Here is a 22,134-nt window from a genome sequence, read left to right as displayed (position 1 = left end):
CTGAGAAAACGCTCACGGCCCCGTTATGGGGCCGTGCGTCGTTGCTTCGCTGACGGTGAATCCGCGCGGCTCGCGAGGGCGCCTTAGATTGCCTGCGGCGTCGGCACCTTGGCCGGGCGATTGATGCGCAGCACGATCACCGCGGCGATCAGACACAAGCCGCCGGAAATCATCGATGCGACCGTGTAGGTGCCAAGACTCGCGCGCAGCATGCCCGCGCCGAGCGCCGCGAACGCCGCGCCGAGCTGGTGGCCCGCGACCACCCAGCCGAACACGATCGGCGCCGATTCCTTGCCGTAGACGTCGGTCGCAAGCCGCACGGTCGGCGGCACGGTGGCGATCCAGTCGAGACCGTAGAACACCGCGAACAGCGGCAGTCCGAAAAAGTCGATGCCGAACGCGTGCGGCAGATACATCAGCGACAGCCCCCGCAGCCCGTAATACCAGAACAGCAGCACGCGGCTATTGAAGCGGTCCGACAGCCAGCCCGACATCGTCGTGCCGAACAGGTCGAACACGCCCATCGCCGCGAGCAACGACGCGCCCTGCACTTCGGTCATCCCGTAGTCGCCGCACATCGCGATCAGATGGGTGCCGACATAGCCATTGGTGCTCGCGCCGCAAATGAAGAAGCTGAAGAACAGCAGCCAGAAGTCGCGCGTTTTGCTCGCCGACGCGAGCGTGCCGAATGCGATCGCGAGCGGATTCTGCCTGGCGACGGTCGTCGTGATGGGCGCGTCATGCGGTTCGCCGTACGGGCGCAGCTGCATGCTGGCCGGATGCTCGGGCAGCAGGAACGCGACGAGCGGAATCACGACGCCCGCCGCGAGCGCGACGACCCACACGACCTGACGCCAGCCGTAATGCTCGGCGATGGCCGCGAGCAGCGGCAGAAACACCAGTTGGCCGGTCGCCGAACTGGCGGTCAGGATACCCATCACGAGACCGCGGCGCGTCGTGAACCAGCGCGTCACGACCGTCGCCGACAGCGACAGCGCCGCTACCCCTGTCGAGCCGCCGACCATCACGCCCCAGATCAGCACCATTTGCCACGGATGCGTCATCAGCGACGACAGCGCGACACCCGCGGCCATCGCGCCGAGCGCGCTTAGCAGCGTGGGGCGGACACCGAAGCGCTGCATCGCGGCGGCCGCGAACGGCCCCATCAACCCGTACAGCGCGATATTCACCGAGATCGCGAGCGAAATCGTCGCGCGGCTCCAGCCGAATTGGTGCTCGAGCGGCACCATCATCACGCTCGGTGTCGCTCGCGTACCCGCAGCCGCGAGCAACACCAGGAACACCACGGCGACGGTCAACCAGCCGTAGTGGAAACGCCCGCCTATCAATCGCGCAGCCCAGTTCATCGATTCTCCCATCGACGCGGCCCGGGTGGCGGCGTCGTTCGTATTATTACGGCCTCGGTGAATGACTTGTTACAGATCGGTCACAATAGTGTTGCGATCTTAGTTACTGGTCGGTAACATGTCAAGGCGTCAATCTCATTCGGGTGACTTGCCATGTCCGACAGCGAAACCCCCAAGCCCGCCCCTACTCGTGCGCGGCGCGCGCGCGGCGCACAGACCGCCGGGCCGCAGGCGCAGCAGCATCTGCTGCGCGCGGCCAGCGAGTTGTTCTATCGCGAGGGCGTGCGCACGGTCGGCGTCGATGCGGTGGTCGAGCGCGCGGGCGTGAACAAGATGAGTCTGTACCGGCAGTTTTCGTCGAAGGACGAGCTCGTGATGGCGTATCTGGAGCAGAAGGACGAGCAGTTCTTCCGCTACGTCGAGAAGAGCTTCGCGAAGCGTCCGGGCGAGCCGGCGAAGCAGCTTCAGCAGTACTTCGACGACCTCGCGGTGCGCGCCTCGGTCGACGATTACCGCGGCTGCCCGTTCGTGAACGTGTCGGTGGAGTTTTCGGATACCGCGCATCCGGCGCGGCAGTTCGTGTTCCGCAACAAGCAGCGCTTGATGGCGCGCCTCGTCGAACTGTCGACAGCGGCCGGCGCCGGCGATCCGCAAGCGCTGGCCGATGGGCTCGGCCTGCTGATCGAGGGCGTGTACGCGGCGAGCCAGACTTACGGGCCGGGTTGCGGGCCGATCCTCGCCGCGCCGAAAGTCGCCGCGCAGTTGATAGCGGCCGCTTGCGCGGAGAAGCCGATTCGCTGAGCCAGTCCGTCAGCTGGGTCCTTTAGAATTGTGCGTTTTCCCGTCACATCCGTCCGCCATGCCGTTGCCCGCCGAATTCCACGATGCCGTTATCGCCGCGACCCGTCATTGGCTGACGGAGGCCGTGATCGGCCTGAACCTGTGTCCGTTCGCGAAGGCCGTGCATGTGAAGGGGCAGATTCGCTATGCGCTCAGCGAAGCGGACACGCTCGAAGCGGTGCTGACCGACCTGGAAGCCGAGCTGCAGACCCTCGTCGCCGCCGACCCCGCCGCCATCGACACGACGTTGCTGATCCTGCCGCGCGCGTTCGAGGACTTTCTCGGCTTCAACGACTGCCTGTTGTTCGCCGACCGGCTGGTCCAGCAGTTGCGGCTCGAAGGCGTCATCCAGATCGCGAGCTTTCATCCGCATTACCAGTTCGAAGGCAGCGAGCCCGACGATATCGAAAACTACACGAACCGGGCGCCCTATCCGATCCTGCATCTGCTGCGCGAGGACAGCATCGAGCGGGCCGTGCAGGCCTTTCCCGACGCGGAAGAGATCTACGAGCGCAATCAGGAAACGCTGCGGCGCATTGGCCTCGCGGGCTGGGATGCGTTGATGAAGCGCTAAATGAAGCGCGAGGCCGCGCCTCAGGCCGGCACGAAAAATCGCTCCTTCAGCGCATCGAGCCCGAGCGTGTCCAGCACTTCGCCGAGCCGCTCAGCGGGCCGGCGCCGCGGCAGGTCCTTGTACTGCGCGATGATCAACTCGTTTTTCATCGAGTGTTCCCAGCCGACCAGCTCGGTCACGCTGACCTGATAGCCATGCGCTTCGAGCTGCAGGCAGCGCAGCACGTTCGTGATCTGGCTGCCGAATTCGCGCGTGTGCAGCGGATGCCGCCAGATTTCCGTCAGCGCGGTCTTCAGAGCCTTGCCCTTGTTCTGCCGCAGCACGCCGGCCACCTCGGCCTGGCAGCACGGCACGACGACGATGTACTTCGCGTGCTTTTCGAGCGCGAAACGGATCGCGTCGTCGGTGGCGGTATTGCACGCGTGCAGCGCGGTCACGATGTCGATTTCGGTGGGCAGCCGCGTCGACGTGATCGACTCCGCCACCGACAGATTCAGAAACGACATACCCTTGAAGCCGAGCCGCGCCGCCAGCTCTTCGGACTTCGTCACCAGCTCTTCGCGCGTTTCGATGCCGTAAATGTGCGAAGCCCCACCAGCGACGTCCTGAAACTCCTTGAAAAACAGGTCATACAGGATAAAACCGAGGTATGACTTGCCCGCGCCGTGATCGACGAGCGTCAGCGCCCCCTGCTGGTCCTTCAGGTCCTTGAGTAGCGGCTCGATGAACTGGAACAGATGGTAGACCTGCTTCAGCTTGCGACGGCTGTCCTGATTCATCTTGCCGTCGCGCGTGAGGATGTGGAGCTCTTTGAGCAGTTCGACGGACTGGTTGGGACGGATTTCGTGAGTTTTGCCGGACATCGTATGGGCCGCCATCAATTGCAGTGCGAACGTGCGACAGATGACGGAAAAAGAGAAAAGTTGCTGCCAGTTTACCCAAAGTGCGGCAATCCCAGCGAGTACGCCGCCCGGGTCACGCGAGACAGGCGGTCCACTGGGAACACTTCCTGCTCGAAAGGCGCTGCGCGGAAGTGTCTCGAGAATGGCTGAAAACAGCTTGAGCGCCGGCTGAGCCTGCGGGTGCAAGCCGCGTCGCCGAAAACAGGAGGCGGTCCGGCCGTGCAACCGGACACGCGAACCGGATGCACGTGGGGAGAGCGGTCCCGCAACAAGGGCCGAACGTTACGTAACCAGCAGCGGCCGGCTTTGCAACGGGTCGCGCGCTCGGATGATCACAGAAGAGGCGGCAATGGATACGGTACCCAACGGAAATGTCGAACAGAAGTTTCAGGAAATGATGGCGAAGCTCACCGCCGCGCCGGCATGGTCGGAGAAACAGCAACTCGAACTGGAGATGGCTCGCGACATCTCCACGGAAATGCTGCGGCTCGCCGAGGTCATGCGTGACGGCAACGTCGACCTCGAGACCTGCCTGACGATGCTCAAGTACGCCAAGGTGCTCGACTTCGTGATGACGACGCTCGCGTCGCGACGCGACATCAAGCCGCAGACGTTGCGGGTGATCTTCAAGCTCGCCGGGCTGAAGGTCGATGAGGCGTATCCGGGTTAGCGCGTCGGCATCCTGGTTAGATTGGCTTGGTATCGCGTTCCTCGTGTCACCACAAGACTGCTGCAACGCGCCCGCACGCGGGCGGCTGGATGCCGCTCGCGACGCGGGCTTCCACACTCCCCTTCCGCGGGTGTCTCAAGCGTGCGGCGCCTCGACGGGCGGCGTTCCCTCATGAAATAGCGTCTTCAGCTGCTCGCGCAACTCCGGCGAATCCGCGTGCTTGTGAACGCTGACGGCATGCTGGACCGCGGCTTCGAGCAGTTCGCCGTCGCTGTCGGCGGATAGCGCGACAGTGCAGTTCGTTTCGCTCGGAAACTCGCGACAGTCGATATATTTGCGGGTCATGGCAATCTCCTTGAACCAGACGATCGACTCTTCCACCGATTCAACAGGCGCTTCGCGTCGGCTGCCGGCACGCGGCAGCGAAGCGCGCCGCAGCGGCTGCGTCGCAAGCGACGTGGTTGGGGATTGACGCGAGGAACGACGCGAACGGCGTCCGATGGAAGATGTTTGAAAAGTATAGGTCGCGTGCGGCGCGGGCCAAGCGGTGAACGCGATGCGCAACGGCCGGGAGAAAGACTGAATCCAGTATTTTCCGGTCTGGGGCGATCGAGCCCGGTCGCCTGGCCGAATAGCCGCCTGTTTGCGAGTACCGAGCACAGTTCGACAGAGTTTGTCGGCGTTTGCCGCGCGCCGCGCGCGGTGTGACAATAGCGCCCTTCGCGCCGCATATCCGTTCGGTCACCGCGGCGCACCGCCTTTTCTCCCCGTTGATCCGCTGAACCGCATGTCATTCTCGCTCGATTCCGCCCGCGTCGCCGTGATCGGCGGCGGCCCCGCCGGCCTGATGGCCGCCGAGACGCTTGCCGGGCGCGGCGTGCAAGTCCACGTATATGACGCGATGCCGTCGGTCGGCCGCAAATTCCTGATGGCGGGCAAAGGCGGCATGAACATCACGCATTCGGAAGCCCTCGCGCCGTTTCTCGAGCGCTACGGCTCGCGCCGCGAGCGCATCGCGCCGTTACTCGACGCGTTCGGTCCCGACGCGCTGCGCACATGGTTGCGCGAGTTGGGCGTCGAGACGTTCGTCGGCAGTTCGGGGCGCGTCTTTCCGTCCGACATGAAGGCCGCGCCGATGCTGCGCGCGTGGCTGCATCGGCTGCGCGAAGCGGGTGTGCAGTTTCATATGCGTCACAAGTGGAGCGGCTGGGCGTCAACATCCGAAGACGGTGCCGCCCACGCGTTGCGCTTCGACACGCCCAACGGTGAGCAGACGATCAACTGCGACGCGGTCGTGTTCGCGCTCGGCGGCGCCAGTTGGCCGCGTCTCGGCTCCGACGCCGCGTGGGTGCCGCTGATGACGTCGCGCGACGTGCCGGTGACGCCGCTGCGTCCCGCGAACTGCGGCTTCGACGCGGACTGGAGCCCGTATCTGCGCGAGCGTTTCGCGGGTCAGCCGATCAAGACGGTCGCGATTTCCGTCACCGGTGTAGACGGAAAAGTCCACAATCGACAAGGTGAAATACTTTTGACCGAAACGGGCCTCGAAGGGAGCCTGATTTACGCGTTGTCGGCGCCGATCCGCGAGCGGATTCTCGCCGGCGGCGAGGTCACGATCGCGCTGGATCTCGCGCCAGGCTTGCCGCTCGAGCGAGTCGTGGAGGAAGTGACGCGGCCGCGCGGCTCACGCTCGATCGCGAGTCATCTGCACGGGCGAATCGGAATCGGCGGGGTCAAGCTGGCGTTGTTGCACGAGATTCTGTCGAAAGAAGCCTTCGCCGATGCGCGCGGCCTCGCCCACGCGATCAAGGCGCTGCCGATGCGACTGCTGCGCGCGCGACCGATCGAGGAAGCGATCAGTACGGCGGGTGGAATCCCGTTCGAGGCGTTGGACGCGCATCTGATGATCGACCGGATGCCCGGCGCCTTCTGCGCGGGCGAAATGCTCGATTGGGAGGCGCCGACCGGTGGTTATCTGTTGACCGCCTGCTTTGCCAGCGGGCTGGTCGCTGGCCGGGGCGCGTGCGCGTATCTGGAAGCGCACGGCACGCCGGCGTGACGCGCGCAGTCGCCCGCAGTCGCCGTCACCGCGCCTTGAGCCGCCACAACGACGTGACCTCGGCCGCTCGCGCAACATACAACGGATCGTTCTGATCGCTGGCCTTCGGATGCCGTGGACGAATGTCCTCGCGTCCCATGACACTGAGCCCCGCGTGCTCGATCGCCGCGAGCAGCCACTCGCGCGTACGCAGCCCAAGGTGCTCGGCGAAATCCGAAATGATCAGCCAGCCCTCGCCGCCCGGCGTCAGATGATCGGCGAGGCCGTTCAGGAAGCCGACCAGCACGCGGCTGTCCGGATCGTAGACCGCGTATTCGAGCGGCGAGGCGGGCCGCGCCGGCACCCACGGCGGATTGCAGACGACGAGCGGTGCCCGACCGTCCGGAAACAGATCGGCCTGCACGATCTCGACCTGCTCGGCGTAACCAAGACGCGCGAGATTTTCACGAGCGCACGCAAGCGCGCGCGCATCCTGGTCCGTCGCGACGATCTTGCGCACGCCGCGTTTGGCCAGCAGCGCGGCCAGCACGCCAGTGCCGGTGCCGATATCGAACGCGAGGTCCAGCGACGGCAGCGGCGTGCGCGCGACCAGATCGACGTACTCGCCGCGCACCGGTGAGAACACACCGTAGTGCGGATGGATGCGTTCGCCGAGCGCCGTAATCTCGACGCCCTTCTTGCGCCATTCGTGCGCGCCGATCAAACCGAGCAACTCGCGCAACGACACGACCGACGCGTCACCGCACGCCGGTCCATAAGCTTCGATGCAGGCCTGCCCCACGTCGGGCGCGCGACGCAGCGGAATGGCGTAGTCGGCATCGAGCGGAATCAGGATCATGCCGAGCGTGCGCGCGCGCTGCGACTGCGCCTGCCGATGCTGGTTGAACGCGTCGAGCGGTGTGGCTCCCTGCTTGCGCGGCTTGCGTTCGAGCCGGCGCGTGACGGCCTGCAGCAGTTGGCGCGCGTTCTGGAAGTCGCCGCGCCACAGCAGCGCGGTGCCTTCGCAGGCGAGGCGGTAGGCCGAATCGGCGGTGGTGCGGTCGTCGGCGACGACGACGCGCTTCGGCGGCGGTACGGCCGCTTCGGAACGCCAGCGTGCGGTGCGCGGGCCGTCGGCTTCTGGCCAGGTGAGAGTTGCGGGGCTGGTCATGGTGCAATGGAGTCGATGTGACGTCGCCTGCGACGTGGACTGCGGCAGTGGACCCGGAATGTCCGGCGGCTGCCCGCCATCCCGGGCGACGCCCGAATAGTAACGTACCGCCGCCGTGCGGATTCGCGGCGCGGCATGAATTGGTGACGGTGATGAGGTGAGTCTAGACGCACCGAAAGTAGACAATCATGTCTACAATCGACAAGGTGAAAGAGATACCATGATTTTTGAGCCATCGCGCGGCTCACCTCACGCTGCCTCGCACGTTTTGACGTGCGTGAAACCCTCGTCGCAAACAAGCCTGGCCAAGGCTTCGGTGATCGGCATCAGCAACGATCCGGGCAATTTCCACCGAAAAAAGAAAAACCCCGCCAAAGCGTGTGCTTCGACGGGGTTTTCTAGCATTTCCAGTTACTGCTGATAAAGCAATCTGGTGCGGCTGCAGGCCCCGAACAGTCGTCCAATCTCTAGCGTTTACAGGGTTTCTCAGCATGTTGGTATTCTTTTGTACCAACAAATGTACCAACAAAAACTGTTTTAACTTTGGTTCGAGGCCAGCAGGCTGTCAAAGCTTCGTAGCCGGTCAACAGGTCCCACGCTTGGTCGCCCATCGTCAATATAGCCGCCCGACCGGATCCAAGGACATAAAATCCCAGCGCCGGCCGAGAAGTATTAGCGGCACCGACCGCTCGACATGCCTCGGATGTGGCACGACAAGATCGAAGCCTAGATGCTGGAGCAAGCAAGTATAGTTTCCTGCCCGCGCACGCTCCCCCGGCCGATTCCCCCTCAACCAATTCCAGACATAGAAACAAATCGAGATGCCTGCTGAGCGCGATAATCCCCCCATGGCATGAGCTTGACCCGGGGATAAGTCAGATACAGCAAGCGCTTCGATCTCGTGACCGCCACAAACGCATTGCGGCTCTCCTCTGCCATTTCGCGCGTGCGTCCGATCGCTCGATAGTCCGGGAATGTTCCTTCCGTCATGCCCGCGACAAACACAACGTCAAATTCCAGCCCCTTGGAAGAGTGAACAGTCAACAAGGCAACGCCGTCGCGATGGGCCTTTTGGGTAGCGCCCAGTGCCTTGCTGCTCATAAATCCAGGTAGCGTACGCGAAGGGCCATCGGAGCGCAGATATTGGTCCCACTCCTGCTGAAAGACCGCCGTGTCCTCATAGATCGCCCGGCGAGCATTCTCGTCCAGCGAGTCGGCGTAGTCCCTCAACGACTTGAACGCCGGCATGAGATCAAGACGCGCCGTATTTCGGACAACCGATGCGACCGAGTCCGCGACTGCCTTGGCTCGCGGCTCATCCGAGGCTTGCGTCATCTCAGACAGTGCGGCCATGGCATCGGCTGCTGTTTCTGGAGGCTGTGTCTTCCATTTCGTGGCCAACGCCGCCAAATGCAGCCGGTCCCTAGGGTTCGCCACGACGCGCAACGACAACAAGAACTCGTCGACAAGGTCGGATTCATTCTCGTGATTGGCCGTCAATCGTTTGTAGAACGGAATGTCGCGGCGGCGCAGCTCCTTCTCTATTTCGAGCAAGGCGAAGCGGGTTCGCCCCAGAATCGCACATTTCGACGGCTCAACGCCACCCTCAACGTCAGGGTGCCCTTGCGCAAACAGCAATTCAAGCTCGTCAACAATCAGCCCCGCCTCGTGCGCTTCGTCGTCCCCCACGAGGATGCGAGCGTCACCCTTGATCGGAAGCTGCGCGTCAACCAAGTAATTCGGATCAACGGATCGCGCGACATCCACCACTGCCTGCGAAGAGCGAAAATTCTCAGTCAGCTCGATCAGTTTCGCCGCGAACTCGAGCCGAAACTTATCCATATATTCGGGGCTTGACGTGTTGAATCCGTAGATCGACTGCTTGGGGTCTCCCACCATCATGACGTTTTTATACAAGTCTCCGCAGAGCGCGCAGAGCAGCGCGTATTGCGCTTCGTTTAGATCCTGCGCCTCGTCAACGCACACAAATCTGTAAAGCCTCCGATAAAAATCGGCCAGCTTTGGATTGTTGATCAGCAGCCGGTAGCCAAGCAGCAAAAGATCGTCGAAGTCGTAGGCGCCACAAGCGCGCAGCCCGGCGTCATAGGCGTCCAAGACCCGCTTGTCGAGTTCGTCATCAAGAACCGCGCAAGTGATGGGGTGTGCCTTGATGCGCGAGATCATTTGAAGCCAGGTGTCGACCCGCCTGCTGCGCTCCTTGCGATCGACGATCTGATTGACCTCCTCGTCGAGAACAGGATCCTGCCGAATCGCCTCCAACAAAATTTCCTTGCGGTCCTTATGCTGCTCAAAGATGTGCGGCTCGCCCTCCACACCCACAAGCTTCCCTCTCTCGGCGAGCATTTGTAGGCAGAAGCTGTGGAGCGTGCCAATGAACGCGCGTTGCCGGTCTTGACCCAAGTCAGAGAGGCGATCGCGCATCTCGTCGGCGGCCTTATTGGTGAACGTCAGCGCCAGCACGCGAAAGTGACCGGGAACATTCGTGAGAAGGGAGCGGACTCGCTCCGTCAGCACGCGAGTTTTGCCGGAACCCGGACCAGCTACCACGAGCAACGCGCCGTCGACATGTTCGACGACCTGGGCTTGCAGCGTCGACAGACGCAACTTGGTTGGACTGTTCATTGTTCCTCGGCCTCCGCCTCTACTGCCAGCTTTTGAATTCCGTGATTTTTTCCGATGACCGAAAACAGCCTCTCGATGTGCTTCGGAAAACGTCTCTCCGGGTCCTTCAAACCGGAGATCGTTCGGGCTAACGGCTTGGCGAGGCGTGTTTTGGAACCTTTCATGGCATCAGCGGCGGCGCGAGATCTACCTCCATCGCTCTTGTAGTCCCTGACGCCCTTTCCCTTCGCCAATTCCAGTCCATGATGCTTGTCGATGAATTCGTCCAAGAAGGACTCCCGGCCGTGCGCTTCGCTCAGGGCGGTTTCGATTTCGGCAAGATAGCCGTCGTCCAACAACTGCGTCTCGAAGTTTTTACCAGAGGACACGACAACGACGTTGAAAGACGAAGCGATGTTGGGCTGCCCCGCCTTCTTCAAGGCCGCTTCCAAGTCGTTGATTGGCTTCTGCTCCCCGTCCCCCAGGACATACCAAGGGATTTCAAGGCTCTTCGCAAGCCAGATGAACGGGAAGTAGTCTGTTCCGTTCGCCCGTACAAAGCTGAATCCCAATTCGTGAATTGACGCTCCCCAATAGGCTTCCGCCCAAATCGGCAGCGACTGCTCTTCCGTTTGCCCCTCGAACAAAACCACGGCCCTCGCAAAGAGGATGTCCCCTCTCGACTCGATGACTGTCTCCTGCAACTTTCGGATATCGTCGACCTTCTCGAGCTTCGACAAGTCAAGCTTACGCGCTCCCGTGTCTCCGCCTTTCTTGATGAAGAGCCGAAGGTCCTCCAATTGAGCTTGGCCTGCAAAATATGGTGAATGGGTACTGACGACGCGCTGCCCCTTGATTTTTTTGATGTGCGCGAACAACGACCGTTGCGCCTGCGGATGAAGGTGCGACTCCGGTTCTTCCAAGGCCAGAACAGAATGCAATTTGTCGTTGTTCTTCGCTGCCACGTCCCCGCGCCAAGCGGTGAACGCCCTGAAGACGAGCAGAGAGGCCAAGCTCCGCGTGCCCATCCCGTGGCGAGCGAGCGGGAACGACTGCGCCCCGGCGGTCGAGAAGGACACGTCGACGCCTTTCGACAGGTCTCGCAGTTTCCGCGCGACCGGAGCAATGTCGATGCCCGCGCTATCGGCGGAAACCACCGCCTGCAAATCCGATAAATTCGCCTTCAAGCGTTGGAGCATCGAGCTCTTATCTACGATCTGCTGGTTGATCCCGGTCAGTGCAGCCTCCAATTCGGCCACCTCGTCACCAGACAAGCCGAGATCCTCGGTCATTCGTCGCCAGAACGACCCTTGGCGGCGCAAGTCATCCTCCAGGTCGCGCTTGGCGTCGATGTAATGCAAGGCGACAGGTTCGAGTTGGGCCGCCGTGATTGGCTTGTCTTGCGTCGGCGTGTCGATCCAGTCCTCAAACGGCTTCCATTCTTTGAGAAAGAGCCTTTCGACGACGTAGTCCGCCTTTTCGACACGCCAAGCCAGCGTCGTGCGAAAGGCCATGAACTCGTCAAAATCGCGATCGTCCAGCACGATGCCGGGCCCCCACAAAGCCGTCCAGAAGCTGCCCTCCGGGAATTTATCGACGACCTTTCCGTTTTCGTCGACCGGGCGAATCCGAATGTCGACGAGAACCCGCCGGTCTTTTGGCGGCATCGCCTCGCCGTGCATCAGCCGAATGTCGTCTTGCCCCAACAACTTGCGTCCGGAGCCTATAGCCGCGAACATCGCGTCAAGGAAGCTTGTTTTTCCGGCGTTGTTTGCTCCAATGAGCACGGTCAAGTCATTGAGCTCGACCTCAATATTGGCCAACGAGCGAAAGTTGCTGACACGAACGTCGGTGATGGCAACGCCGCTTTCTGGCGCATAATTAGGCATAGGTCCCTCTCACTTTCGCAATGCCGATGAGTTTTCGCGCGGTGAAGCGCCCTCCCTATCAGCTTCGGCGCCGAGCGACCGACGCAGCGCGCTGACATCTCGCCCCCTGATTCAACGCTCATTCCCGTTTTGCCCCGAACAATGCAAGCGGAGCCTGCGTGGCAGTCTGCATGACCTTTGCCGACAGATCCGCGCCCGACACATCCTCATACCGTGCGGGAATCCGCTCTTTGAGCCGGAAAAGCCGCTGGTGCGCAGAGCGCGTAAGCTGCCCATAAGTGGCGGCAACAACGCGCCCTCGAAGGACGCCCTCCTCTCTGAGCTCCTTCTCTTTCGTGGTCTTCGGAGCAATCTCGTGCCCTACAACAAAGGCTCGGAACATCGGTGTCCCATCCAACGCCCCACTAGACAGGAAGTCCTGTACGTAGCCATCGGCTTGGGTCATCTCCTCGCGACCGATCGCTGATTTGCCCTTCTTGAGTTCGATGATCAAGACGTTCTGGATGCGGGTGAGACTCGCATCCGCTGGATCAAAGCCTTCGGTTCCAACAATCGAACAAGTCGCGTCGGCCAACGCCATGATATCTGGCCGCTGTTTGTGGTTGACGAAGGCATCCGTAGATACTCGCTTCTTGAAGACCTTCTCTGCTGCCGTCCGTAGGCTCACATTCGAAGCGTACTCGCTGCTGTCGAACTCGGGACCAAAGAGCCACCTAGCCTGTGTCACCAACGGGTGAAGGGTGTGCAGCTCGTCGGCTGCCTCATCTCCGCTGAGTTTCTCGATTGCGGCAAGCACCGCAAGCCGATGGTCGATCTCGTCAAGAACTGAAAGGGCATCGCGCACTGTCCATTGACCCAGCAAACGATCCAGGCCTTCGATGTCCGACTCATCCAGCTTTGTAAGCTTTTCAAGCAAGGCGGCCCCACCTCTCGCCTTCTCCAAGTTGATCAGTGCCAGCACTGCGGCGGATAGAACATCCTGCGAAACCGTGGGAGTCGATTTCACCAGCTCGCGGGCAAAAGTAGCCACCTCTGCTCTGCCAAGTTGCGAGAGATCCTTGAACTGCTCCCTGTTGCGGACTAGCACCTCCTCCGAACTCTCCTCCACCAACGTCGACGAGAGAGAAGCAAAGACGCGTTGTGCATACTGGCGCACCCCCTCAAACAGGGCTTCCGCCTTGGGACCAGGCTTGAAGCGGGACCAATCCGGCTCGACCTCGGCCATCCAGCCATCGCCGGTCTTGACCACGATCGAGTACCGCTTGGCAAAGCGCGCGCGGCCATCGATGACGGCTTCGGCCCCCACGACCCAGCCGGGGGCCCCCACCAGCCGGCCGTTCACCCAGAAGGCGATGCCTTGGTAGAGCGTCGACTTGGCCGCACGGGTTGAGTCCACAACGTAGGCCTCAGCGAGAGGACAACCCTCGATTGCCAAATCGGCTCTCTCGATCAGCCCGGTCTGATCGGCCAGCGACACCGACTGACCGTTGACGCGCACCACGAATTGCGGATCGTGCAGGAACCGCGCCGACAGGATTTCGCGAATCTTGTCCGGGTCGGGCAAGTGGCGCTCTACTACCACTGAAAGCTTCGTGCCGTGCCCTTGGTGCAGAAACGAAGTTTCCTTCTCAATGCGGAAAGGAGTCTCCTGGCCTTGCGTTCCGATCTCGAAGCCTGCACCTTTGCCGTCGCGCCAAGTCTCCACGGAATACTGGCTTGCGAAGCACAGCAGCCCGTGGCGGCCAACCCCGTTGCGACCATAGGCTCTGCGGCGCCAATCCTTGCGCTCGGCAGGGAACTCCACGTTCGGCCCTTGGTGCTTGATGCGGTCGTAGCCTAGCCTCATCCAACGGCCTTTGAATTGTGCTGCGCTCATCCCATGCCCGTCGTCTACGACGGTCAAGGCCAGTTCGCGCGTCGGCGGAATCGTCAGGTCGACCAGCGACGCACCAGCATCCCAAGCATTGGCCACAAGTTCGGTGAGCGCAACCTCCGGATCGTGCGCGATCCGCCCAAGAGTGCGCACCAGGTAGTCCTCTTCAAAGAACGACGCCGTGGTTGTGTCTGTCATTCTTTTTGGCTTTGCCATCATTCTTCCCCTATCCGTTCTCGCTTCAGCGGAGCGGCGCGCATTGTCCCCACGCATCGCTTGAATGTCTTCAACACAACCGATATCTCGACCGCCTAGTCTCGAATGCCGACTGGGTGTTCTTCACCTGCCACGCCAGCTATAGCAGCATTCGGAAGTGACGCTTGTCCGCATCGGAGGATTTGAGGATGCGGTACTCCATACCGCTGGCCACCGCGATCTGCTGAGCGAAGTCCATCTTGGCCAACACCACAGCGTCCTCGATCTGGTTGTCGGCCTTCACTTCGACGATCACGTACTTCAGGCTGCCATCCGGCTCCTCGCGCTGGAAGATGAAGTCCGGGTAGTAGCTACGCACAGTGCGCGAATCCGGATCGATGTACTGGATGAAAAAGTCGGACTGGCCGTGGGTCAGCATTCCAGTGAAGTAAATTTTCTTCACCCGCTGCTCGCGCAGCAGATCCCAGAACAGCCAGTTCTCCGAGCCAGAGTCAAAGCAGTAGGTGTCGAGGTGGAAGCTCTTCAAGCGTTCCTCGCCCCTGATCTGCGCGTCGTTCATCCGGACGATCTTGTCCTTGGCCGCCGACACCTCGTAGTATCCGTTCGGGGGCATCTTGATCAGATCGACTTCATGCTCCTCGGTTTGCTGCGACTCGTCGAGGTCGTAGAGCTGGCGGAAAAGGCGCGGGATGATCTCGTCATACAGCAACTCGTTGAACTCGTTGGCTATCGCCACCAGCTCGTCGACGCCTTCCTTCGTCGAGTCCAGCAGTTCCTCAATGTCGAGTGGGCGTAGATTGAGGTAGCGGGACGCCTCCGCCACCAGCGTCATCCGTGAAAAGATGCGCTTTTCGCGGCGCTCGGTCAGGTCGAAGGTGCGACTGCCCGACGCACGTGCGGCGTCGGCGGCGGTCAAACCCTCCTGCTGCGTTTCGATTAGCCGGTACTTCTCAACTAACTCCGCCCACTTCTCTCGGCTAGAGCGTTCAGGGATCAGTTCCTGCCCAGGAACAAGCTGCTTTTCGCGCATCTGGTATTGCTTGCGCACGCGCACGAGCTTGATCTTGACCGGCGGCTCCACAACGCGCACTTCCACGCGCTCCTTGTCGCTGCCCGTCTTTTGCAACTCGTCGGCGCTGATGCGGAAGTTTTGTTGTAACTCGTCGTTCAGGGTATTAAGGTTGTCGTTCGAGAGAAAGACATGGCCGGTGTGCTGGGCCTCGCCGATGGCGCGCAGACAGCGCATCGTGGCTTGCAGCACGAACACCTTGGACTTCGGCTCGCGGAACAGACCAACGCCGAACAGCGAGCGGCAGTTCCAGCCTTCCCGCCCCTTGTTGACCAGCAGGACGAACTGCTTTTCCGAGCCTTCGGTATCGAGCCGATTGAACTCGCGGATGTCGTCGTTGGTGGTGAGCTTGTCGTCGCCCACGTTGACCAGAATGCGCGAGGTCGGTATGCCGTTCTTAATAAGTGTGCGCTCAACCGCCGGTTTCAGCTCGCTGATCAACTCGTCAATGGTGGCAGCGAAGAAGGCGAGCTTGGGCAGTAGACCTTCAGGGCGCAGTGTGCCGGACTCCTTCAGGAAGCCCTCGACGGCGATGTCCACGAACTCATCGGTACGAGTGTTGGCGTAACCGTGCAGGACCACCTTCTTGAGGTAGGCCTTTTCGATGGCCTCTTTCAGCCCGTAGGCGTACACCACCTCGGGCAGCACCTCGCGCCCGACGTAGGGCGTGCCCGTGTAGTTGTAGCAGGCCACCACGCGGGTGCCTGCTGCGTTGAGGCTGGCCGCGAGAATGTCGATGGTGGTGCGCAGACTGGTGTCTGTTTCCTTCGCGCCGACGCCCATGTCCTTGGCCAGCGCCTTGCCGAAGGCGTGGTGGGCCTCGTCCACGTAGATGCCCAACTGTTCCAAGCGGCGCAGCTTCTCGAAGCGCTGGTTGGTGGTCAGTTCGCCTTCCTCTTCCGGCTGGTCGAAGTTGTAGAGATCGGCGGCATCGGCATAGACGCCGGTGGCCGCGAGCGTTTCGCCGGTCGCGCCGAACAGCTTGTCAACGGAAGTCCTTTCCTTGTGCTGGCGCTTCAGGATGATCTTCTGCGTGTTGGAAACGATGATGTTGAAGCGCGAGCGATCCAGCGTGTCTAGCGATGTGCCCGCTTCTTCAAGGTAGTGAAAGCGCAGGTGCGTGGTCAGGAAGTTGACGTACTCCGGCGGCACCACTCGAGTGAGGTCAAAGGACTCGATTTCCTTCAGCGAGTACAGCACCGTCTTGTCCGGCGCGAACACCAGGGCGTTGTGGCAGTAGCGCGCGTCCTTCTCGAATTTATTACCCAGCAGGAACTCGTAGAAGATGCAAGTCGCCATCAGAATGGTTTTGCCTGTGCCCATCGTCAGCGCGAAGATGTAATTTGGGTAGACGCGCGAGTTCTTGCGCATCTTCTCAAACAGCACCTTGTACGAGTTCAGTTCCAGCTCATCGCTTTCGCCGAACTCGAACATCTCTTGCCCGGTGTTGCCGAGGAAGGAGCCGAACTTGCGGCCCTCGAACTTGCCACTGCGCTCGTACCACGCCTGGAAGATTTCCTCGACCTTGGCGTTGCCGAGAAACTCTTTGAGGAAGACGTAGGTCTCCAGCGCCTCGAACTGCGGCTGGCGCAGGAAGGCTTTGGGGTTCTTGTCGGGGTTGTTAAAGTCGAGGAACTTGCGGCTCAGCTCCTTGTAGTTCTGCCGGATCGCGCCCCGGTTGTCCTGGTAGAACCGCCACAGAAAACGGAAGAAGGCGAAGTCGAGCGACGCGCCGGACGTGCTGGCCACCTTGCCGCCGGCCTTGGTCACTGTGCGTTTAGTTGCCATTGCCGACGCTCCCTTCCCACGATTCCGAGAGAAGGTCAGTGATCTTCACGCGGATGGTGCCCGCATCGTCCGGCACCTTGTACGCGCCCTTGACCAGATCGTTCTTGCCCGGAATGTCCAGCACCGCCGGTTGCAACACCGCGCCGTCGTAGTTCCAGTCGATCAGCACGCTCTCGACGAGCTCCTTCCAATCGTCGACCGACTCCTTCTGGAGCGAGAGCTTCTGTAGCAGGTTCATCGGGTAGAACTTGTCGATGACCAGCTCGCCTTTCTTGATGGATACCTTGGCCTGCGAGTCGCGCTTGAACTCCAGATCGGCCTTGTCGCGCAGGATATCCATCACTTCCACGTCGATCTTGAAGGGCTTGGCGGCCAGTTCCAGTTGGGCGGCCAAGTCTGGCTCGTGGCCCATGCAGACGAGGGTGATCTTTTCGACCGGGCGGTTCGGGTTTTCGTTCTGCTTGCGCTCCCAAGCCTTGTAGTCGAAACCCGCGATCAGCTCGTTCAGGTCGGCGCGCGTGGCGATGCGGTTGACGGGCATGATCTTGACCATGCGCCCGTCCTTCTCGCCGTCGAACACGGTGCTGAACTCCAGCTTCTGCACCTCCAGCGCTTCGATCAGCAGCTCCTTGGCCTGAATCGGGTTGCGGAAAACGTCGTAGTGGTTGACGTTGTGAAGCTCAAAGCCAGTGAAGTGCTTGACCTCACCGTCAAGGCCTTTCTGGCGCAGGTCGTCGGCGACGCCGATCAGGCGCTTTGCCGTCGTCTGGATCGCGCCAAGATTGATATCCGCGCCGATAAAGCGACGGCCCAGGCGCATCGCGACCTCTTGTGTCGTGCCTGAGCCCATGAAGCAATCAAACACGAGTGACTCAGCATCCGAGGATGCCTTGATGATGCGCTCCAGCAGATCAACGGGTTTCTGGGTTGGATAGTCGAGCCGGTCGCTCGCTTGCGAGTTGACCGGGAAGATGTCCGTCCACACGGAATCCAGTGGGCGACCGTCCGATTCATCCAAGTAGCGAATGAGTTGCGGCCGCTTGGTCTTGTCGTCCGGATACCAGATCCGGCCGTCTGCATCCAACTCAGCCATCTTTTCTTGGCTGTATCTCCAGCCATTTGCAGGCGGTGGAAACCCCTTCCACTCGTAGGTCATGTTTGGCCGTGGATTCGGGCTGGTTATGTTATCCAGACGGTACTTGCGTCCGTTCTTGTCAACGCTGCTGTACTTGCTTTTTAGGTACGCCTCGCTGTGCTCGGTGAACTGCCTATTCCAAGTAAATGCTTCAGACCTGCTGTAGTAGAAAATGGTGTCGTGAACGTGGTTGTAGGTGCTGGAATCGGCGCGCGCACTCGTTCTCTTCCAAATGATCTCGTTCCGAAAATTCCCGGGTCCGAACACTTCATCCATGAGGCACTTGATGTAATGCCCACGGTTGGCATCACAGTGGACGTAGATTGAGCCGCTAACCGTCAAAAGCTCACGCAGCAGTACGAGTCGCTCGTAAAGAAACTGGAGGTACTCATCGTTGTTCCAGATGTCGCCGTACTGCTTTTCCTCGAATGAACTCTGGTCGCCTTCAACCAAACCGCCTTTGAGCCTGATGCGCTTCTTGTAATCTGCCTTCGAGTCAAACGGTGGGTCAATGTAAATCAAGTCAACCTTGCCTCTGAACTGCTTGAGCAGGTGGCTCATCACCTGTAGGTTGTCACCCCAGAAAATCTTGTTGCGCCAGCCGTCCACCTCCTCGCCGTGGACTTCCTTCAATTGCGCGGGGTAGTACTGCGTCGAGTTGAACGGACGCTTCCCGCGCCAGTTCAACATCGGATAGCCCTTGATCGGCTCAAACTCATACTTCTCGACGTTGGTCGCACCGGCACCGGACGCGACCAGTTGCAGGCTTTCCTGCGCAAGTGTGTTCGTCTTCGTCATTAGTCGCTCTTCCTGAATTTCCAGTTCTTGTTGTCGCAGTACGCGCGCATGTCGCAGTTTTGGCATAGCTTGGCCGGTCGCGCGGCGATGCCGTAGTCCTGCCGCTCGATGCGCGCCACAATATCGTCAAAGCGCGCGATGGTTTTGCCGATGGCGCGGTTGTCCTTGTTGAAGGAGACGTAGGGGTTGCCACCATCCTCGCCGGTGTAGTAAAGATGCATCCGGCTGACCTTCTGGCCGGTGCGCTCCTCGACCAAGTGGGCGTACACCTCCAACTGGTGCTGGTACTGGCGCAGCCGGTCCCGATCTTTCTCCATGTCGGGTTTCTTCTCCGACTTGAAATCGATGATCTCGACCGTGTCGTGTTCGCCCCGGATGAGGTCAACGCTGCCCTTGAGGATGTACTGATCCTTGACGAGCGAAATCTCGACCTCGGCCTCCTTCACGCGATCCCAGTTGCCGTTCTCGCGCTCGTAGTAACGCAGCACGTGCAGCAGCGCAGCCTGCTGCGAACGGGGTGCGAGGTACACGCGCTCTTTCTTCGATAGCATGGCGTAGTTGGCCGAGAACCAGCCCTCAATGGCATCGCGGCTAAGGGTTCCTTCCTCGCCGCGCAGCACCGTCTTGTGGATGTCCTCGATGGTTTGATGCACCAGCGTACCGAACAACATCGGGCTTTCGCGGATGGGTGCGAACTCCAGTTCCTTGAAGAAGCGGTACTGCTCTGCGCAGTTCTCGAACACGGTAATGTGCGAGGTGAACGAGTATTCGCGCTTGAGGTTGATCTGCTTGACCGCATCGAAGCTCAGCGCCGGTAGGTCAACGTCGCGCCAGCTCGGCAGCTCGTAGAACAAGCGCTCGAAGTATTTGGACGGCGACTTGCCCAAGCCCCGTCCCTGCCGCTCCTGCGCGGCCAGCACCAACAGATTCTGGGCACGGGAGAAAGCTGTGTAGAACAGCCGCCAAAAGTCGAAGTTCTTGATGTGGTCGAGTGGCTCGAAGCGCTCCTTGGAAAGGTAGCCACCGTCCTCCAGCAGCACGTCGAGCGCGCTGTACTGCTTGCGCGGCACAGCCTCCAGCGAGCCGCAGACGACCACCGGAAACTCCAGGCCCTTCGACTGGTGGATGGTTAGAAAGGACAGGCAGCCCTTGGGCGCGTACTCGGCTTCGTCCTCGTACTCACCGATGCCGCCATCGACGAGGAAGCGTAAGAACTGGTTGAACAAGTCGCGGATGTTCTTTTCCAGCCACTCAGGGTTCAAGACGCTGACGTAGTGCAGGTACTCGAACTTGGTGAGCAGCTTGGAGAAAGTGCCGAGGTTGCGCGCCGCGCGGCCCTTGTCCACGCCCCGCACAGCCTCGTCGGCGAGGAAGCGTGAGAATAGCGGGAACTGGAGCAGTTGGTAGAACAGCCCGGAGAAGGCGTAGTCGGTGTTCTGCGTAAGCACGACATGGTGCTTGGCCAGCGGGCGTGCCCAATCCAGCAAGGGCTTGTTCTCCGGCTTGCGCAGTTCGGCGGCGAAGGCCGCGAAGCACTGGTGGTCGTAGTAGTCCCAGATGGGCAGCGTGACGCCTTCGGCCCACGCCCGTACCTTGGGAAATTGGGGAAACAGGAAGATCAGCGCGCCGATCATCAAGCGGATTTCCTCGCGCTCGAAGAACATGTTCGAGCGGGGCGAGAACACGGGTACGCCCTCGGTTTCGAGGAAGCGGGCCAGGGCAACCACCTTGTCGTTTTTGACGGAGCGGAACAGGAAGGCGACCTGATTCCAGTCCGACAACTGGCCCGATGCCTTCAGGCCGTTGAGGAAGACCAGCACCTCGGCATGCCAGTTGGTGGTTTCGTCCTTGTTGTCGGTGGCGGACAGCCGCACCGCCGTAGGCACGTCGGGAAAGTCGTCCTCGCGCGGCACGATCTGCTTGGCGAAGCGGAACACGCGCGTGCCGTCGTCCCATGTCTGTTCGCGCATCCATTCGTTGTAGAAGCGGATGATGTCCGGGTGCGAGCGGTAGTTGACAGTCAGCTTGACCTGCTTGCACTGCCCTTCGGCAAACAGCGATGGGAATTCCAGAATGTTGCGGATGGTCGCACCCCGGAACCGGTACAAGCCTTGGTCGTCGTCGCCCACGACGCACAGGTTGCACTTCTCGCCCGCCAGCAGCAACAGGATGCGCTCCTGAATGGTGTTGGTGTCCTGGTACTCGTCCACCATCAAATATGTCAGCGTCTCGCGCAACTGCGCCAGCACCTCCGATCGCTTTTCTAGCAGTTGCAGAGCCTCGTACTGAATGCCGGAGAAGTCGAGTGAGTTGTTCTCATGCAGCAACTCCTGATACTTGGCGAAACACGCTGCCAGCGCGCGAATTTCCACGGCGGGGGCCGCCGCCAGCGCGGCGAAGCTGAGGGCTTCCTCGCTGACCTTGTTGAGCCACTTGAGCAAGTTCTCCGACTGTGCCCAGCGGCCGGATTGGTCGTCGCCCATGACGAGCTGCGCGTCTGGCAGTTCGCGGAAATCCTTGATGTGCTGGTACAGAAAGTATTGCTGGTCGAACTGATCAAATAGCGTGAAGCTGCGCTTGAGGCGCGTGAACTCGCGGAAATCTTCCAGCAGCCGCAGGCAGATCGAATGGAAGGTGCCGAGGTACATCTCGTTCAGGTTGAATTTGATGCCCACCTCGGCCAGCCGGTTCGAGATGCGGGTGGTCAGCTCTCGCGCGGCTTTGTCGGTGAACGTGACGACGAACAGCGATTCAGGCGCGACTCCCTTCTGCGTAATCAGATAAACGATCCGCTCGACCAGCGTGAAAGTTTTTCCCGAACCTGGGCCAGCGATGATGAGCACCGGGCCGTCGGTGGCAAGGATGGCTTCGAGCTGCTGGGGGTTTGCCTTGGACTGGAGGGCGGTAGCACTGGAGGTCATTCTGCCCCCTCGTCGTCATCCACAATCGCCTTGCCGATGCGGCTGGCGATCCACTGATCCAGCTCACCGCGACGAAAACGCCAAGTGCCGCCGAGCTTGAACGCCGGGAGCTCGCCACTCGCTGCAAGGCGATAGACCGTGCGCTTGCCTGCCTTCAGGTAGGCGGCAACCTCGTCAATCGTGAGGATCTCGTCTAGCTGGTCGCTCATTGGCTTTCCCATGTCGTTTGCACCGAGCTTAGTTTGCTGGCATATTTTGTCA

General features: G+C 60.8%; 15 protein-coding genes. 4 read left to right on the top strand and 11 right to left on the bottom strand.

Annotated elements, in window-relative coordinates; translation table 11 throughout:
* Positions 1 to 83 precede the first annotated feature (83 nt).
* A complete protein-coding gene (locus HDG37_RS25760; protein WP_184052374.1) occupies positions 84 to 1,367 on the bottom strand; it encodes an MFS transporter in 1,284 nt (427 codons plus the stop codon).
* A gap of 153 nt (positions 1,368 to 1,520) precedes the next feature.
* Here HDG37_RS25760 and HDG37_RS25755 point away from each other — a divergent pair, with 153 nt between their 5' ends.
* Positions 1,521 to 2,168: a TetR/AcrR family transcriptional regulator gene (locus HDG37_RS25755; RefSeq protein WP_184052373.1), complete on the top strand. Its 648-nt coding sequence runs from the start codon at positions 1,521 to 1,523 to the stop codon at positions 2,166 to 2,168.
* 58 nt (positions 2,169 to 2,226) lie between these two features.
* Positions 2,227 to 2,781, top strand: a complete 555-nt coding sequence (locus tag HDG37_RS25750) for a DUF1415 domain-containing protein (RefSeq protein WP_184052372.1) — start codon at positions 2,227 to 2,229, stop codon at positions 2,779 to 2,781.
* A gap of 20 nt (positions 2,782 to 2,801) precedes the next feature.
* Here HDG37_RS25750 and HDG37_RS25745 read toward each other — a convergent pair whose 3' ends face one another.
* A complete protein-coding gene (locus HDG37_RS25745) occupies positions 2,802 to 3,644 on the bottom strand; it encodes an SAM-dependent methyltransferase (protein WP_184052371.1) in 843 nt (280 codons plus the stop codon).
* A 388-nt stretch (positions 3,645 to 4,032) separates the two neighbouring features.
* Here HDG37_RS25745 and HDG37_RS25740 point away from each other — a divergent pair, with 388 nt between their 5' ends.
* Complete coding sequence (locus HDG37_RS25740; RefSeq protein ID WP_090802066.1) at positions 4,033 to 4,353, top strand: DNA-binding protein; 321 nt, start codon at positions 4,033 to 4,035, stop codon at positions 4,351 to 4,353.
* Positions 4,354 to 4,488: 135 nt separating this feature from the next.
* Here HDG37_RS25740 and HDG37_RS25735 read toward each other — a convergent pair whose 3' ends face one another.
* Positions 4,489 to 4,698 (bottom strand): DUF1059 domain-containing protein, encoded by a 210-nt coding sequence (locus HDG37_RS25735; protein WP_018420089.1) that lies wholly within the window; start codon positions 4,696 to 4,698, stop codon positions 4,489 to 4,491.
* A gap of 442 nt (positions 4,699 to 5,140) precedes the next feature.
* On the opposite strand from HDG37_RS25735, the gene HDG37_RS25730 reads away from it, so the two are divergent.
* Positions 5,141 to 6,412, top strand: a complete 1,272-nt coding sequence (locus tag HDG37_RS25730) for a TIGR03862 family flavoprotein (RefSeq protein WP_184052370.1) — start codon at positions 5,141 to 5,143, stop codon at positions 6,410 to 6,412.
* A gap of 25 nt (positions 6,413 to 6,437) precedes the next feature.
* Here HDG37_RS25730 and HDG37_RS25725 read toward each other — a convergent pair whose 3' ends face one another.
* The 8 genes from HDG37_RS25725 to mads1 all read right to left on the bottom strand — a co-directional run bounded on the left by HDG37_RS25725 (position 6,438) and on the right by mads1 (position 22,082).
* Positions 6,438 to 7,562: a class I SAM-dependent methyltransferase gene (locus HDG37_RS25725; protein ID WP_184052369.1), complete on the bottom strand. Its 1,125-nt coding sequence runs from the start codon at positions 7,560 to 7,562 to the stop codon at positions 6,438 to 6,440.
* Positions 7,563 to 8,351: 789 nt separating this feature from the next.
* Positions 8,352 to 10,205, bottom strand: coding sequence for an ATP-dependent helicase (locus HDG37_RS25720; RefSeq protein ID WP_184052368.1), 1,854 nt, complete (start codon positions 10,203 to 10,205; stop codon positions 8,352 to 8,354).
* Positions 10,202 to 12,073: an ATP-dependent endonuclease gene (locus HDG37_RS25715; protein ID WP_184052367.1), complete on the bottom strand. Its 1,872-nt coding sequence runs from the start codon at positions 12,071 to 12,073 to the stop codon at positions 10,202 to 10,204. The genes HDG37_RS25720 and HDG37_RS25715 overlap by 4 nt, the downstream gene beginning before the upstream one ends.
* Before the next feature lie 118 nt (positions 12,074 to 12,191).
* Positions 12,192 to 14,144: an ATP-binding protein gene (locus HDG37_RS25710; protein ID WP_184052366.1), complete on the bottom strand. Its 1,953-nt coding sequence runs from the start codon at positions 14,142 to 14,144 to the stop codon at positions 12,192 to 12,194.
* Between the two features lie 157 nt (positions 14,145 to 14,301).
* Positions 14,302 to 17,019: a TnsA endonuclease N-terminal domain-containing protein gene (locus HDG37_RS25705; protein ID WP_184052365.1), complete on the bottom strand. Its 2,718-nt coding sequence runs from the start codon at positions 17,017 to 17,019 to the stop codon at positions 14,302 to 14,304.
* The gene (locus tag HDG37_RS25700) at positions 17,009 to 18,952 is read right to left on the bottom strand and encodes a site-specific DNA-methyltransferase (protein ID WP_184052364.1); all 1,944 of its coding nucleotides are present in this window, start codon (positions 18,950 to 18,952) and stop codon (positions 17,009 to 17,011) included. The genes HDG37_RS25705 and HDG37_RS25700 overlap by 11 nt, the downstream gene beginning before the upstream one ends.
* Positions 18,952 to 21,873 carry an ATP-dependent DNA helicase gene (locus HDG37_RS25695; protein WP_184052363.1) on the bottom strand — a complete coding sequence of 974 codons (2,922 nt, stop codon included), beginning with the start codon at positions 21,871 to 21,873 and terminating at the stop codon, positions 18,952 to 18,954. Before HDG37_RS25695 ends, HDG37_RS25700 begins: the two co-directional genes overlap by 1 nt.
* On the bottom strand, positions 21,870 to 22,082 hold the full coding sequence (mads1, locus tag HDG37_RS25690) for a methylation-associated defense system helix-turn-helix domain-containing protein MAD1 (protein WP_184052362.1): 213 nt from the start codon (positions 22,080 to 22,082) through the stop codon (positions 21,870 to 21,872). The genes HDG37_RS25695 and mads1 overlap by 4 nt, the downstream gene beginning before the upstream one ends.
* Positions 22,083 to 22,134 lie beyond the last annotated feature (52 nt).

The organism is Paraburkholderia sp. MM5384-R2, assembly GCF_014201025.1.
GTDB classification, from domain to species: domain Bacteria; phylum Pseudomonadota; class Gammaproteobacteria; order Burkholderiales; family Burkholderiaceae; genus Paraburkholderia; species Paraburkholderia tuberum.
This window is presented reverse-complemented; position numbering and strand designations above follow the sequence as displayed.